This is a genomic window from Mycobacterium sp. IS-2888 (assembly GCF_001954215.1).
Lineage (GTDB): Bacteria > Actinomycetota > Actinomycetes > Mycobacteriales > Mycobacteriaceae > Mycobacterium.
In genome coordinates this window covers 187,889-202,615 of the sequence record NZ_MBET01000094.1, presented here as the reverse complement: position 1 = coordinate 202,615, position 14,727 = coordinate 187,889, and the positions used below count along the sequence as shown (strand labels likewise).

Here is a 14,727-nt window from a genome sequence, read left to right as displayed (position 1 = left end):
TGGGTCGGGTCCGGGCGTGCCCGGACCGGAGTTGGCGGTCGGTCCGGGGGCTTGCCCCGAACCGCCCGAATTGTCAGGTGTTTCGGCATCCGTCTGCACCCTCGCGCCGTCGTCGCGGGTGCCGACACGGGGGGTTGGCCGATTGCCACCTAGCACTCTATACATGAGAGTGCTAGCACTCAAGGCCGCCCACCTGCTTCCCTCGGGTTGGCGCCGAGCACTCAGCTGACCTGGCCTTTTACCACCGGCAGCCCGGGGTCGCTGGGCACGTCCAGCGGTGAGGGCGGCGCCCCGGCGGCCACCAGGTGCGCGGCGAACGCGGCGATCATCGCGCCGTTGTCGGTGCACAGGCGCGGTCTGGGGATCCGTAGCGTCAGGCCCGCCGTCGCGCAGCGCTGCGTGGCCAGTTCCCGCAACCGGGAGTTGGCGGCCACTCCCCCGGCGATCAGCAGGGTTCCGACGCCGAGTTCGGTCGCCGCCCGCACCGCCTTCATGGTCAGCACGTCGGCGACGGCTTCCTGGAAGCCTGCGGCGATGTCAGCCGTGGCGGCGTCGGGGTGGCTCTCGACGTATCGCGCGACGGCGGTCTTGAGCCCGGAGAAGCTGAACGCGTGCGGGTCGTCGGCGGGGCCGGTCATGCCGCGCGGGAACGTGATGGCCTCGCGGTCGCCGCTGCGGGCCAGGTCGTCGAGCACCTTTCCGCCCGGATAGCCCAGGCCCAGCAGGCGCGCGACCTTGTCGTAGGCCTCGCCCGCGGCGTCGTCGACGGTGCTGCCCAGCTCGACGATCGGCTCGCCGAGCGAACGCACGTGCAGCAGATGCGTGTGGCCACCGGACACCAGCAGCGCCACGCACTCGGGCAGCGGCCCGTGTTCGTACACGTCGGCGGCCAGGTGGCCGCCCAGGTGGTTGACGGCGTAGAACGGCACGTCCCACGCGGCCGAATACGCTTTGGCCGCAGCCACTCCCACCAACAGGGCACCGGCGAGGCCGGGCCCGATCGTGGCGGCGACGACGTCGGGTCGTTCCACACCGGCCGCGGACAGCGCGCGGCGCATGGCGGGACCCAGGGCTTCCAGGTGCGCGCGCGAGGCGATCTCGGGCACCACGCCGCCGAACCGGACGTGTTCGTCGACGCTGGATGCCACCTCGTCGGCCAGCAGGGTCACTGCGCCGTCGGCGTCCAGCCGCGCGATGCCGACTCCCGTTTCGTCGCAGGAGGTTTCGATCGCCAGGATGGTGGTCACAATGCTCCCCCGCAAGCGGGAGGTGCCCCCACCCTTCGCATCGTGTACGCGTCGGCGCCGCTGACCCGGTAGTAGCGCCGGCGCAGGCCGATCTGGGTGAACCCGGCGCTGCGGTACAACGCGATGGCCGCCTCGTTGTCGGTGCGCACTTCCAGATAGACCGCGCCGCCGTCGGCGAAATTCAGCAACTCGTCAAGCAAGCGGCGGCCGATGCCCCGCCCCTGGAATGCCGGGTCCACACCGATGGTGTGCACCTCGTATTCGAACGGCGGTTTGCGGCCCAACCGGGAGATGCCCGCATAGCCCACCACGCGGCCGGCGGCGCGCGCGGCCACGTAGTGGTTATGCGAGCTGGCGAGTTCGCGGTTGAACGCCACCGCCGGCCATGGGTCGTCACCGGGGAACAACAATGCCTCTAGCTCGGCGCACCGCTGCGCGTCGGCGGGGGTCAACGCGCCGAGTGTCACGGGCTCGCTGCAGGCGGTCATCGAGCCGCCAACGGCTTGGCATCGGGCCGGCGTAGATACAGCGCCACCAGCGGCGCGGGCTCAGCCGACCAGTCGGGCACCGCGGCGATCAGCCCGGCCGGCGTCGGGTAGACCGGCTCGCAGATCGGCAGGCCGTACCGGGCCGCGTGCTCGGGCGAACCCGCGACTGCCCGCGCGGGACCGGGGTCGACGTCGGCAGGCGCATTGACCGCCGGGCCGGCGGTACGGACCCCGTCGTTGTATCGCGCCCAGTAGACCTCGCGCCGCCGGGCATCGGTGACCACCAAGGTGTCGCCGGTGGTTCGCACCCCGATGGCGTCCAGGCTGCACACCCCGTGTACCGGGATGCCCAGCGCGTGCCCGCACGCGGCGGCGGTCGCCATCCCCGCCCGCAAGCCGGTGAACGGGCCGGGGCCGCAACCCACCACGACTGCGTCCAGATCGGTCATCGTCAGCCCGGCATCGCCAAGCGCCGCAAGCACATTCGGGGTGAGCCGTTCGGCGTGCGCCCGGGCGTCGACGGTGACACGCTCGGCCAGCACGGCGTGATCGGACAGTCGCACGACGCCGGCCGTGACTGCAGGCGTCGAAGTGTCCAGGGCGAGAACGATATTCACGAGCTGTTCCACTCCCAGGTCGCGATCCGCGCGTCGGAGTGGCTGACCCGCTCGAGGCGGACGTCCAGGTGCCGCTCGGACAGGCGTTCGGCCAGGCCTTCACCCCACTCCACCACGACGACCGCGTCGTCGAGCTCGGTGTCGAGGTCCAGCGAGTCGAGCTCGCCGAGCAGGTCGGCGCCCCGGTGGTCCAGCAGCCGGTAGACGTCGACGTGGATCATCGCCGGCGCGCCGGGTCGCCGCGCCGGGTGCACCCGCGCCAGCACGTACGTCGGTGAGGTGACCGGGCCGTCGACATCCATCGCCGCGGCAATACCCTTGGCCAGCACCGTCTTTCCGGCGCCGAGCGGACCGGAGAGCACCACCACGTCGCCGGCGCGCAGCTGCTTGCCCAGCCGGGACCCCAGCGCGACGGTGTCCTCGACGCGCTCGCAGGTGGCGGTGCCCTGCTCAGGCATGACGCCGGAACCGTTCCCGCAGACGCCGGTAGCGCAGGACCACCTTGCTCGGCGTGGCGCGGTTGACCAGCCGGACCAGACCATCGTTGATGGCTTCGTGTTTGTCCAGCAGCGCCAGGTGACTGGCCCCGGTGACGATGACAAGCTCGGACTGCGGCAGACAGGCCGCCATCTTCCTGGAGTACTCATCGGGGGTGATCAGGTCGTGGTCACCGCAGGCGATCAGCGTCGGAATGCGCAGCAACGTCCACAGCCCGGCGGTTTCGTCGTGCACTTCCAGTGCCCGCAAGAATCCCACCAGGGTGGCGATCGGGGTGCCGTTCATCATGCGCTGGGAGAAGGCGTCCAGGCTTCGGCTGACGTGCAGGTCGCTGTAGGACGCGGCCCGCAGAACCGGCGCGATCAGCGACCGCGACACATTGCGGCCGCGGTGCGTCAGCTTCGGGGCGGAGCGGGCGGTGAACCGAAGCGCTTCCACCGCAGGGTTTTTCAGCACCTCCCCTAACGGGGAACGGGCAACGCCTTCGGCGGCGGAGGAAATCAACGCCGCGCCGACGATCATGCGCCCGTACTGTTCGGGGTACTGCCGGGCGTGCGACAACACCGTCATGCCGCCCATCGAATGGCCGACCAGCACGACGACCCCCTGCGGCGCTGCCTCGGTCAGCACGGCTTCCAGATCCTGGCCCAGCTGGGTCAGCGTGTAGGTCTCGGGCTCGCCTTCGCCGGAGAGCCCGTGCCCGCGCTGGTCGTAGAAGACCATCCGCACCCGCGGGCCCCATTTCTCGGCGAGCCGGGTTCGCTGGAAGTAGAAGGCGCCCATGCGCAGACAGAAGCCATGGGCGAAGACCATGGTCACGGGCGCGTCGACCGGGCCGACTTCGCGGACGGCCAGCGGCACGCCGTCGGCCGTGATCACCACGTAGCTGCGGTCGCTGCTTATTGTCTCGAAATCCTCGTCGGCGTAAGGGTCTTCGACGTCCGTGGCCCGTTGGATCATCGAGCGGCGGGCCGAGGCCCCGACGATGGTGGCGACCGCAGTCAGCCCGGTGCCCCCCGCAAGCCAAACCCTTTCCCGGTGGCGCCTGCGGGTTCTCTTATCGCTCAACGGTTCCGGCCTCGCGATAGGTCCTGGTGATGCGCCCGCGTGGGCTGGTCACCACTTCGTAGTGGATGGTGCCGAGCAGGTCGGCCCAGTCCTGGGCGGTGGGTTCGCCGCTGCCGCCGGGCCCGAACAGGATCGCCTCGTCGCCCTCGGTGACGTCGATCGGACCGGGACCCAGGTCGACGAGGAATTGGTCCATGCAAATCCGCCCGACGCCCGGGCGCCGCCGCCCGTTGATCAACACGTCAAGCCGGCCGCCCAGCGACCGGAAAACACCATCCGCGTAGCCGATCGGCATCAGTGCCACGGTGGTGTCGTGCTCGGCGATCCAGGTGTGTCCGTACGACACACCATCGCCGGCGCGGATTGACTTAACCAGCGCGACAGCGCATTTCACCGTCATCGCGGGTATCAACCCCAGATCGCCGAGCTGCGGCACGGGGCTCAGGCCGTACACGGCGATGCCCGGACGCACCATATCGAAGGCCAGGTCGGGACGGGCCATGGTGGCCGCCGAATTCGCCAGGTGCGCAAGCTCGAACGCCACCCCCGCGTCGCGCGCCTGCGCCAGCATGTCGCCGAGCCGCTGCGCCTGAACGTCGTTGATCGAATTGTCGGGCTGGTCGGCGTAGACCATGTGCGACATCAGCCCGCGCAGCCGGATGGCGTCCTCGGCGACGGCCTGGCGCAGCGCGGTGAGCATCGACGGGTATGACGCGGGGGCGACGCCGTTACGGTTCAGCCCGGTGTCGACCTTGACGGTCACGGTCGCGGTGCGGCCGGTGCGGCGCACCGCGTCCAGCAGCTCGTCGAGCTGGCGCACCGAGGACACGGCGATCTCGATGTCGGCGAGCAGCGCGGGCCCGAAGTCGAGCCCGGGCGGGTGCAGCCAGGCCAGCACCGGCGCGGTGATCCCGTCGGCGCGCAGCGCCAGCGCCTCGTCGACCGTGGCGACGCCCAGCTCGGCCGCCCCGGCGGCCAGTGCGGCGCGGGCGACCCGGGTGGCCCCGTGGCCGTAGCCGTCGGCCTTGACGACAGCCATCAGCCGCGCGGGACCGGCGTGCTCGCGCAGCACCCGCACGTTGTGCTCGATCGCGCCCAGGTCCACGACGGCCTCGGCGAGGACCCCGGGGCTCAGGGATATCGGCGTAACGGCCACGGCCGCCATTGTCCCAGAACCGGCTCCGCGGCCCGCCCGGGAGAGTCAGTGCGCGAAGTGCTGGGCCTCGTAGTGCCCGCCCGGCTTGAGCTTGTCGAGCGAGGCCAGCGCGGTGCGGGCGTCGTCGTGCAGGGCACGGGCCAGGTCGGCGGACAGGCCCTCGCGAACCACGATGCGCAGCACCGATATGTGCGTGGCGTTGTCGGGCATGGTGTACGCGGGCACCTGCCACCCGTAGCCGCGCAGCTCGTGGGAGACGTCGAACTCGGTGTAGCCCAGGCCGCGGGCGAGCCGGAAGCTGACCACCGGGATCGCCGAGCCGTCCGAGATCAGCTCGCAGTGGTCGGCCTCGCGTAGCTGTTCGCCCAGCCACCGCGCCGTCATGGACAGGGCCTGCATGACCTTGGTGTAGCCGTCGCGGCCCAGCCGCAAGAAGTTGTAGTACTGGCCGACGACCTGGTTCCCGGGGCGGGAGAAGTTCAGCGTGAACGTCGGCATGTCGCCACCCAAGTAATTCACGTGGAACACGAGGTCCTCGGGCAGGTACTCCTTGCTTCGCCACACCACGAACCCGACACCGGGATACGTCAGCCCGTACTTGTGGCCGCTGACGTTGATCGACACCACCCTGGGCAGCCGGAAATCCCACTTCAGCTCCGGATGCAGGAACGGAACCACGAAGCCGCCGCTGGCGGCGTCGACGTGCACCGGAACATCCACGCCCCCGTCGGCGGCGAGTTTGTCCAGCGCCGCGCAGATCTCGGCGATGGGCTCGAGTTCGCCGGTGTAGGTGGTGCCCAGGATCGCGACCACGCCGATGGTGTTCTCGTCGACGGCGTCGACGACCTGCTCGGGTGTAATGACGTAGCGCCCCTCCTCCATCGGCAGATAGCGGGGTTCGACGTCGAAGTAGCGGCAGAATTTCTCCCAAACCACTTGGACGTTGGAGCCCATCACCAGGTTCGGGGTGCGGCCTTCCCACCCCTTGCCGACCTTCTCCCGCCAGCGCCATTTCATGGCCAGGCCGCCCAGCATCACCGCCTCGCTGGAGCCGATGGTGGACACCCCGCAGGCGCTGGCCGGGTCGTCGTCGCTCAGGCCGTCGGCGTGGAACAGGTCGGCCACCATGCACACGCAGCGCTGTTCGATGGCCGCGGTCGCGGGATATTCGTCCTTGTCGATCATGTTCTTGTCGAACGTCTCGGCCATCAGCTTGCCGGCCTCGGGGTCCATCCACGTGGTGACGAAGGTGGCCAGATTCAGCCGGGAACTGCCGTCGAGCATCAGCTCGTCGTGGATGAAGCGGTAGGCGGCCTCCGGCTCCATCGACTCCTCGGGCAGCCGCAGCGCGGGAACGGGCGCGGTGAACAGGCGGCCGGTGTAGGCGGGGGCGATCGAGTGCGCGGGCACCGACGGATGACTGCGGGACACGGCGGATCCTTTCGTTGGTGCTACAGGGCGGCCAGGGCGGCCCGGATGTGCGGGACCATCCGCGACGACGACGTCGGCGCCTCGCCGGGTCCGGGGTCGGCGGCGGACAGCTCCGCCGCGCGGGCATGCACGAACGCCGCGGCCGCGGCCGCCTCACCGGCCGGCAGCCCGGAGGCCAGCAGCGCGCCGATCATGCCCGAGAGCACGTCGCCGGAGCCCGCGGTCGCGGCCCAGGACTGCCCGGCGGGATTGAGATAGACCGGGCCGCCGGGGTCGGCGACGATCGTGACGTTGCCCTTGAGCAGCACCGTGGCGCCGAACGTGTCGGCCAGTTTGCGGGCGGCGCCCACGCGATCGTCGCCGGGCGGACTACCCGCGAGCCGCGCGAATTCGCCCGCGTGCGGGGTCAGCACGGTCGGCGCTGCGCGGTTGGCGACGAGATCGGGGTGGGCGGCCAGGATGGTCAGCCCGTCGGCGTCGACGATCACCGGCAGGTCGGTCTCCAGCGCGAACCACAGCGCCGCGGCCCCGGCGTCGTCGGTGCCCAGGCCCGGCCCGACCACCCACGACTGCACCCGCCCGGCGGCCGCCGGGGTGGGCGCCGCGATGACCTCCGGCCACTGCGCGAGCACCTCGGCGTGGGCACTACCCGCATAGCGGACCATGCCGGAGGTGGCCGCGACGGCGGCCCCGGTGCACAGCACCGCCGCACCCGGATAGGTCGACGAGCCGGCCATCACCCCCGTCACACCCTGGGTGTACTTGTCGTCGTGGGGGCCGGGCACCGGCCACCGCGCGGCCACGTCGGCGGCTTCGAAACCCAGCATGTCGGTCTCCGGCAGATCGAGCCCGATGTCGACCAGGACGACGCGCCCGCAGTCGGCCAGCGCGTGCACCGGCTTGAGCCCCCCGAAGGTTACGGTCAGCGCCGCCCGCACGGCGGGGCCGGTGATCGCTCCGGTCTCCACGTCGATCCCGCTGGGGGTGTCGACCGCGATCACCGGAATCCCCTCTGCGGCGGCGAACACCTCGGCGGCCCCCGGCCGCAGCGGTCCCGAGCCGGAAATGCCCACGACCCCGTCGATGACGAGATCGGTTGTGGCCGAGACACTTTCGACGACGCGCCCGCCGGCTTTCCGGAAGGCCGCCAGCCCCTTGCGGTGCGTGCGATCCGGCTTGAGCAGCACCGCATCGGCTCCCGCGCCGCGACGGCGCAGGAAGGTCGCCGCCCACAGCGCGTCGCCGCCGTTGTCGCCCGAGCCGACGACCGCACACACCCGACGGCCGGCGACCCCGCCGGTTCGGGCGGTGAGTTCCGCGATGATCTCGGTGGCCAGCCCGAAGGCGGCCCGTCTCATCAAGGCCCCGTCGGGCAGGCTGGCCAGCAGCGGCGCTTCGGCGTCGCGGATCGCGTATACGGAGTAGTAATGCCGCATCGAAGCCAGCCTAGGTTTCCCCGGACCGGAAGCGGCGGAATGCGGTTCCGAGTTTCGCCGGGTTCAGCGGCGGGCGCTTGCGCTCACGCGCCATCGGGTAGAAGCAGAGCCCGATGAGGATCGACGCGAAGTGGCCGATCGCGGTGAAGTTCAGCGCGTGATGGTTCATCGTGAGCAGCGGGAAACCGAAGATGACGAATAGCACGCCGAGGTAGCCCCAGCGCCACGGCCGCGCAATGTGATAGGTCAGCACGGCCATCACGCCGACAAGGAAATAGCTGACGCCGATGTCGCGCGCGTGCACCAGCCTTTCCGGCGCTTCGTGTTCCTCGATCGCGTAGTAGAGGATGCCTTCGCTGATGTAGGTGGCGAGGATGTGCGACGTCAATCCCACGGTGAGCCAGCGCAGCTGGCCCAGCCAGTGTTCGGCCGGCGCCAGGAAAAGGGTGAACAGCAGTAAGAACGGCTCCAGGTTCTTTCCGTCGATCCACAGCAGGCTGGAGAACAGCACACCCAGCGGGTTGGTGCCCAACTCGTGGATGTTGGTGGAGCGGTGCAGCAGCACGGAGTGCAGTTCCCGCCCGGGAAGTTGGTTTTGCACGATCGTCGTGATCAGCAGCACCAACAGCCAGCTGTAGGTCAGCGGCGCATCGATGATGAAGCGCCAGACCGCGAGCGCCATGCCGCGCAGTCGTGTCCTCACCGATGCATTGGCCACCGCTCAACTGTTGCACGCCGGCGACGCGGCCGTCGCTGACTCGTCCGGAGGCGACTCCGCTGCTTCCCCAGCTGGGTTCTCGGCCGGCTTTCCAGGTTTGACGAAATCGGGCGGTAAGTGCCGCCACCAGCAGGTGATGTACACCATCATCGAGAGCACCAGCACGACGACCACCCAGAGCACGACCCGGACGTCGATCCAGGAGCCGAACGGCGGCGCGTTGGGCAGCGCGTTGCGCAGCGGTACCACCGCGAAGAGCATCGCCGCATACCACGTCGTCATCGGCGGCTGGAACTGCCGTTTGTCGAGCGCCGTCAGAACCGCAACGACGAGGCCGAGGGCGGCCAGCCCGACGAGTACCCCGACGATGACGACGGCGAACGCCACAGTGCCCGCCGACCGCTGCAGCTTCACCTGGTAGGGCGCCAGGCCGTCGGCCGTGGCGGGGGCGGGAATGTCGATCTGCCAGCCGGCCAGCCGGTCCACGAACCTCACCGCGGCCCGTTCGGGCCTTTGCTCGGGACCGCGGAAGAGTTCGACGGTGACCGGCCCCGAAACGTAGTGGTCGAAAGGCCAGTTGGTCACGTCACCGCTGAGGGTGAGCGGAACCGGAAACGTGCCGGGCAGCACGTCTTTCGACCACGTGCGCTTGGTGGGCGTTGCCGTGGAGGTGACCACCACGCTGAGGTCTTCGGTGAGCCCGTGCGTGCGCGGATCCAGCAGCGCGGGCCCGGGCGCGATCGACATGTTGGTCATCAGCACGGTGTTGCTCTGCGCGACGTCCTGCAGGTCGATCGTCACCGTGGTGCCGTCGGAGGTCGGCTGCGCTCGAGTCAGGTCATGCGGGCCCTTACCGGCGCTGCCGTACAACGTGGTCGATGCGATGTAGGCCGCGATGAAGAGCAGCAGACCCGCGATGCCCAATTTCATCAGCGACGACTCCCCCTGTCGAGTTCAACGACTATTCGACGGTGACGGATTTGGCCAGGTTTCGGGGCTTGTCGACGTCATAGCCGCGGGCCTGCGCCACGGACGCCGCGAACACCTGCAGCGGGATGGTCGACAGCAGAGGCTGCAAAAGTGTTGACACGGAAGGGATTTCGAACAAGTGATCGGCGTAGGGCCGCACGGTGTCGTCGCCCTCTTCGGCGATCACGATCGTCACCGCGCCGCGGGACTGGATCTCGCGGATGTTGGACAGCAGCTTGGCGTGCAGCGTGGCCGACCCCTTCGGCGAGGGCATGACGACGATGACGGGCAGGTCGTCCTCGATCAACGCGATCGGGCCGTGCTTGAGTTCGCCGGCCGCGAAACCCTCGGCGTGCATGTAGGCCAGCTCTTTGAGCTTCAGCGCGCCTTCCAGCGCGACCGGGTAGCCGACGTGGCGACCCAGGAAGAGGATGGTCGAGGACTGGGCGAACCGATGGGCAAGGGCCGCCACAGGTTCGACCGTCGCGAGCACCCGCGCCACCAGGTCTGGCATCGCCTCCAGCTCGCGGTACTCGCTTTCGACCTCGTCGGGATACTTGGTGCCGCGGGCCTGCGCCAGCGCCAGGCCGACGAGATAGTTGGCGGCGATCTGCGCCAGGAATGTCTTGGTCGAGGCGACGCCGATCTCCGGGCCGGCGCGGGTGTAGAGCACCGCGTCGCACTCGCGCGGGATCTGCGAGCCGTTGGTGTTGCAGATCGCCAGCACCTTGGCCTTCTGATCCTTGGCGTGCCGGACCGCTTCCAGGGTGTCCGCAGTCTCGCCCGACTGCGAGATGGCGACCACCAGCGTGCTGCGATCCAAAACCGGGTCCCGGTAACGGAATTCGCTGGCGAGCTCCACTTCCACGGGAAGCCGCGTCCAGTGCTCGATCGCGTATTTCGCCAGCAGTCCCGAGTGATACGCGGTGCCGCAGGCGACCACGAACACCTTGTCGATCTCGCGCAGTTCCTGGTCGGACAGTCGCTGTTCGTCGAGCACGATCCGGCCGTTGACGAAATGGCCGAGCAGGGTATCGGCCACCGCGGTGGGCTGCTCGGCGATCTCTTTGAGCATGAAGAACTCGTAGCCGCCCTTCTCGGCGGCGGACAGGTCCCAGTCGATGTAGAACTCGCGGTACTCCACGTCTTCGTTGCCGTGGAAGTCGGTGATCCGGTAGCCGTCGGCCTTGAGCACCACGGCCTGGTCCTGGCCGAGTTCGACGGCGTTGCGGGTATGGGTGATGAACGCGGCCACGTCGGAGCCCACGAACATCTCGCCGTCCCCGACCCCCAGCACCAGCGGCGTCGACCGGCGGGCGGCGACGATCGTGCCGGGTTCGTCGGCGTTGGCGAACACCAGGGTGAAGTGGCCCTCGAGCCGGCGCAGCACGGCCAGCACCGAGGCCACGAAATCACCGGCCGTTGCGCCATGGCGATAGGCCTGCGAAACCAGGTGCACCGCGACTTCGGTGTCGGTGTCGCTGGAAAACTCGACGCCGTCGGCCTCCAGTTCGTGGCGCAGGTCGGCGTAGTTCTCGATGATCCCGTTGTGGACGACGGCGATCTTGCCGGCGGCGTCGCGGTGCGGGTGGGCGTTGCGGTCGGTGGGCCGGCCGTGGGTGGCCCAGCGGGTGTGGCCCAGCCCGGTGGTTCCGGTCAGCGCTTCCGCCGGCATCTCGGCCGTCGTCTTCTCCAAGTTGGCCAGCCGGCCGGCGCGGCGACGCACGGTGAGTTTGCCCATGCCGTCCAGCAGTGCGATTCCCGACGAGTCGTAGCCGCGGTACTCCATCCGGCGCAGTGCGTCCATGACGACGTCGAAGGCAGGGCGCTGCCCGACGTAGCCGACGATTCCGCACATCCTGCACAGGGTAGTGGAGCGGCTCCTGCGGTCCCAGCAGGCTGGACCTGCAGCGCGTTGACCTGCGTAAATGTGCCGAGAGGCGGGCATCGCCGGGTGCGGTCGTCCGCGAAACGCACGCCACGGGCGACGGCGGCGCCTACATTTCGGCCGAAATCATATTCCTAAACAATGCGTGTTTGTCACCTAATGTATTTCTGACGTTTCCTATACTTTCATTGCTCCATCGCGACGCACACTTAAAATTCGGGATATCGGCAAGTGAAAGGAACCGTCACTACGACGAATGATGTTGCGGCGCAGTAGTTATGCCGCAACAACAGACCGCCCCACCATCGATCAATTTGTTTTTAGTTGTCAGCTCTCGTAGACCTCAATGCCGATATCCGCAAATTCTTCTCGGAACTTCCGCGCAATCTTTTAGGAGCGGATCATGACTGCTGTTCCGTACGACGAAGCGGTGGCGAGCCCTCGGCCGCCGATCGATCGGGGTGACCCCGTGCTGGACACGGCCGCTCGTTTGCTGAGCATTCCGCTGCGCCAGGTGTACGCGGCGCTCTGGCGGCTCGGGCTGATCGAGGTGCGCTAACGTCGACGCGTGGCCCGAACCCGCAAGCTCGTCAAAGCTCTCAGCCGGCGCGGCCCACATCGGGTTTTGCGCGGTGACCTGGCGTTCGCCGGTTTGCCGGGGGTGGTCTACACGCCGGAAGCCGGACTGAATCTGCCCGGTGTCGCGTTCGGTCACACGTGGCTGGCCGGCGCCGCCCGCTACTCGGGTCTGCTGGAGCATCTGGCGTCGTGGGGCATCGTGGCCGCCGCCCCCGACACCGAACGCGGCCTGGCGCCCTCGGTGCTCAACCTGGCCTTCGATCTCGGCACCACCCTCGACATCGTGGCCGGCGTGCGGCTCGGGCCCGGCAAGATCAGCGTGCACCCCGCCAAGCTCGGCGTGGTGGGCCACGGTTTCGGCGGCTCGGCCGCGGTCTTCGCTGCGGCCGGCATGCCGGCCAAGCCCGCGGCCGTGGCGGCGCTGTTCCCGACCGTCACCAGTCCCCCGGCCGAGCAGCCGGCCGCGACGCTAGGGGTCCCGGGTTTGATTCTGACCGCGCCGGGCGACCCAAAGACGTTGAATTCCAACGCCTTGGCGCTTTCGCGCGCGTGGACCGCGGCCACGCTCCGCATCGTCAGCAAGGCCCAACCCGGCGGCCTGGTCGAGGGCCGGCGGCTGACGAAAGCGGTCGGGCTGCCCGGCGCGCATCGCGGCACGCAGCGATCGGTTCGGGCGCTGCTGACCGGGTACCTGCTCGCCACGCTGGCTGGGGAGAAGACCTATCGTGCCTTCGCAGACCCGGACGCGCACCTGCCCAAGACAGATCTCGTGGACCCCGACGCACCGCCGATCACGCCGGAAGAAAAGATCGTCGCGCTGCTGAAGTGATTGCGGACACACCGAACGGGTAGTCGCGCGCAATGGTTACCGTCCAAACGCTCTACAACCGCTGGATCACCGAACTCTGGGCCGGCCGACCGGTCGCGGCCGAGATCGTCACCGACGACTTCGTCGGCCATTGGCCCGACCGGGACGTACACGGCCCAGACGAGCTCCAGCAGATCGTCGAGCAGACACGAAACATGGTGTCGGGCTTGAAGTTTTCTGTTGAAATCGGGCCCTTTTCCGACGGCGCATTCCTCGCCGGCCGGTGGGTCGGCACTGGCCAGGGCCCGGACGGCCCGGTCTCGTTCACCGGCAATGACATCCTCCGTCTCACCGGCGACGGTCAGCGGTTCGCGGAGTACTGGACGGGCACGTCGGCAGGCTGAGGTCCACGTCGAGCGAATTTCACGTCGTGATATGCATCGTTGATGCGAATCGGGATCGCTCTGGATTATTCGGGTGGATTTAAAGAGGCCGTCGACCGCGTCGTCGAACTTGAGAAAGAAGGCATCGACATCGCGGTGGTGGCCGAGGCGTATTCCTACGACGCCATCAGCCAACTCGGGTACCTGGCCGCCAAGACCAACACCGTCGAATTGGCCACGGGCGTGGTTCCCATCTACATCCGCACGCCGTCGCTGCTGGCGATGACCGCCGCGGGCCTGGACTTCGTGTCCGACGGCCGGTTCCGTCTTGGCATCGGCACGTCGGGGCCTCAGGTGATGGAGGGGTTTCACGGCGTCCCGTTCGACGCCCCGCTGGGCCGCACCCGCGAGGTCGTCGAGATCTGCCGGAAAGTGTGGCGCCGCGAGCGGGTGCAATACGACGGCAAGTACTACCAGCTCCCCCTGCCCGCGGACCGCGGAACGGGTCTGGGCAAACCCCTGCAGCTCATCAATCATCCTGTGCGCGAACGCATTCCGATAACGATCGCGGCGCTGGGGCCGAAGAACGTCGAGCTCACCGCCGAGATCGCCGAGGGCTGGCAGCCGGTCTTCTATCTTCCCGAGAAGGCCGACTCGGTGTGGGGCGAGGCGCTGAAAGCCGGTGCCACAAAACGGGATCCGGCTCTGGGACCGTTAGACGTCATGGTGCACGCGTCGCTGGCCATCGGCGAGAATGTCGACGACCGGCTGGCGTGGGCCAAGCCGCAGCTAGCCCTCTATCTCGGCGGAATGGGTGCCAAGGGCCGCAACTTCTACCACAACCTCGCGACGCGCTACGGGTACGGCGAGGTCGCGGACAAGATCCAGGAGCTGTATCTGTCCGGCCGCAAGCGTGAGGCGATCGACTTGGTGCCCGACGAATTGGTGCGCGGGATGTCGCTCGTCGGACCACGCGGCTTCATCGCCGAGCGCCTGGCGGCATTCGCCGAGTCCGGAGTCACGACGCTGTTGGTGAGCCCGATGGCGACCGACGCCGAAGAGTCCGTGCGCTTCGTCGAGGAAGCGCTCCAGCTGCGGCCGTCCTGAGCACTCACTGTCCCGCCTGCGGAAGCTGATCGGCACGGCAGGTTCGAATCCTGCCGGGGCCACGGTTTGAGCAGCATAAATGCGATGCTGCACAAGATTCGCACAACTGGGGTTCCTCGCACCTGTTCGTGGGGCGCGACCTGTATCGCCAGGGCGACCCGTACCTGACGATTCGGGTGTCAACACCCGTCTGGGCATCACGTCGGCGCGAGACGCGGCCCCTGGCGTTGCTCCGTCTCTGCTGGCCATGGGCATCGGGTACCACCTCGTGGCCGCGCACTGCGCGGCGATCACCCGCGTCACCTGGCTGCCAGCGCCGCCGGTCGCTGCGATG

14 protein-coding genes and 1 pseudogene are annotated in these 14,727 nt (G+C 68.7%); 4 read left to right on the top strand and 11 right to left on the bottom strand.

From position 1 onward, the window contains the following. Nucleotides 1–221: 221 nt before the first annotated feature. Genes tsaD through glmS form a run of 11 tightly spaced genes read right to left on the bottom strand, consistent with a single transcriptional unit; the run spans nt 222 to nt 11,486 of the window. Complete coding sequence (tsaD, locus tag A5745_RS17960; protein WP_076117745.1) at nt 222–1,247, bottom strand: tRNA (adenosine(37)-N6)-threonylcarbamoyltransferase complex transferase subunit TsaD; 1,026 nt, start codon at nt 1,245–1,247, stop codon at nt 222–224. Then, on the bottom strand, nt 1,244–1,735 hold the full coding sequence (rimI, locus tag A5745_RS17955; protein WP_076117743.1) for a ribosomal protein S18-alanine N-acetyltransferase: 492 nt from the start codon (nt 1,733–1,735) through the stop codon (nt 1,244–1,246). The genes tsaD and rimI overlap by 4 nt, the downstream gene beginning before the upstream one ends. Beyond that, entirely contained in the window at nt 1,732–2,352 is a 621-nt protein-coding gene (tsaB, locus tag A5745_RS17950) for a tRNA (adenosine(37)-N6)-threonylcarbamoyltransferase complex dimerization subunit type 1 TsaB (RefSeq protein WP_076117891.1), read from the bottom strand. Before tsaB ends, rimI begins: the two co-directional genes overlap by 4 nt. Next, nucleotides 2,349–2,810: a tRNA (adenosine(37)-N6)-threonylcarbamoyltransferase complex ATPase subunit type 1 TsaE gene (gene tsaE, locus A5745_RS17945; protein ID WP_076117740.1), complete on the bottom strand. Its 462-nt coding sequence runs from the start codon at nt 2,808–2,810 to the stop codon at nt 2,349–2,351. Before tsaE ends, tsaB begins: the two co-directional genes overlap by 4 nt. Then, the gene (locus tag A5745_RS17940) at nt 2,803–3,855 is read right to left on the bottom strand and encodes an alpha/beta fold hydrolase (RefSeq protein WP_170874488.1); all 1,053 of its coding nucleotides are present in this window, start codon (nt 3,853–3,855) and stop codon (nt 2,803–2,805) included. Before A5745_RS17940 ends, tsaE begins: the two co-directional genes overlap by 8 nt. A 52-nt stretch (nt 3,856–3,907) precedes the next feature. Continuing rightward, nucleotides 3,908–5,074: an alanine racemase gene (gene alr, locus A5745_RS17935; RefSeq protein ID WP_217695291.1), complete on the bottom strand. Its 1,167-nt coding sequence runs from the start codon at nt 5,072–5,074 to the stop codon at nt 3,908–3,910. A 45-nt stretch (nt 5,075–5,119) separates the two neighbouring features. Then, nucleotides 5,120–6,505: a glutamate decarboxylase gene (locus A5745_RS17930; RefSeq protein WP_076117736.1), complete on the bottom strand. Its 1,386-nt coding sequence runs from the start codon at nt 6,503–6,505 to the stop codon at nt 5,120–5,122. Nucleotides 6,506–6,525: 20 nt separating this feature from the next. Beyond that, on the bottom strand, nt 6,526–7,941 hold the full coding sequence (locus tag A5745_RS17925) for an NAD(P)H-hydrate dehydratase (protein ID WP_076117734.1): 1,416 nt from the start codon (nt 7,939–7,941) through the stop codon (nt 6,526–6,528). A gap of 10 nt (nt 7,942–7,951) precedes the next feature. Next, the gene (locus A5745_RS17920; protein WP_371337035.1) at nt 7,952–8,632 is read right to left on the bottom strand and encodes a rhomboid-like protein; all 681 of its coding nucleotides are present in this window, start codon (nt 8,630–8,632) and stop codon (nt 7,952–7,954) included. A gap of 30 nt (nt 8,633–8,662) precedes the next feature. Then, nucleotides 8,663–9,589: a DUF4436 domain-containing protein gene (locus A5745_RS17915; protein ID WP_076061659.1), complete on the bottom strand. Its 927-nt coding sequence runs from the start codon at nt 9,587–9,589 to the stop codon at nt 8,663–8,665. A gap of 31 nt (nt 9,590–9,620) precedes the next feature. Further along, a complete protein-coding gene (gene glmS / locus A5745_RS17910) occupies nt 9,621–11,486 on the bottom strand; it encodes a glutamine--fructose-6-phosphate transaminase (isomerizing) (protein ID WP_076117732.1) in 1,866 nt (621 codons plus the stop codon). A gap of 478 nt (nt 11,487–11,964) precedes the next feature. On the opposite strand from glmS, the pseudogene A5745_RS25115 reads away from it, so the two are divergent. From A5745_RS25115 to A5745_RS17895, 4 genes and pseudogenes are all read left to right on the top strand, one after another. Beyond that, nucleotides 11,965–12,075: pseudogene (locus A5745_RS25115) on the top strand (Rv1535 family protein); the annotation flags it as partial. A gap of 9 nt (nt 12,076–12,084) precedes the next feature. Further along, a complete protein-coding gene (locus A5745_RS17905; protein ID WP_076117730.1) occupies nt 12,085–12,924 on the top strand; it encodes a dienelactone hydrolase family protein in 840 nt (279 codons plus the stop codon). 32 nt (nt 12,925–12,956) lie between these two features. Then, nucleotides 12,957–13,307, top strand: a complete 351-nt coding sequence (locus tag A5745_RS17900; RefSeq protein WP_076117728.1) for a nuclear transport factor 2 family protein — start codon at nt 12,957–12,959, stop codon at nt 13,305–13,307. A 42-nt stretch (nt 13,308–13,349) separates the two neighbouring features. Then, entirely contained in the window at nt 13,350–14,393 is a 1,044-nt protein-coding gene (locus A5745_RS17895; RefSeq protein WP_076117726.1) for an LLM class F420-dependent oxidoreductase, read from the top strand. Nucleotides 14,394–14,727: the final 334 nt, after the last annotated feature.

Bases quoted from the DNA above. Each gene is read 5' to 3' on its own strand.
- rimI (WP_076117743.1), bottom strand. From the start codon at position 1,735: ATGACCGCCTGCAGCGAGCCCGTGACACTCGGCGCGTTGACCCCCGCC.
- tsaE (WP_076117740.1), bottom strand. From the start codon at position 2,810: ATGCCTGAGCAGGGCACCGCCACCTGCGAGCGCGTCGAGGACACCGTC.
- A5745_RS17925 (WP_076117734.1), bottom strand. From the start codon at position 7,941: ATGCGGCATTACTACTCCGTATACGCGATCCGCGACGCCGAAGCGCCG.
- A5745_RS17915 (WP_076061659.1), bottom strand. From the start codon at position 9,589: ATGAAATTGGGCATCGCGGGTCTGCTGCTCTTCATCGCGGCCTACATC.
- glmS (WP_076117732.1), bottom strand. From the start codon at position 11,486: ATGTGCGGAATCGTCGGCTACGTCGGGCAGCGCCCTGCCTTCGACGTC.
- A5745_RS17900 (WP_076117728.1), top strand. From the start codon at position 12,957: ATGGTTACCGTCCAAACGCTCTACAACCGCTGGATCACCGAACTCTGG.
- A5745_RS17895 (WP_076117726.1), top strand. From the start codon at position 13,350: ATGCGAATCGGGATCGCTCTGGATTATTCGGGTGGATTTAAAGAGGCC.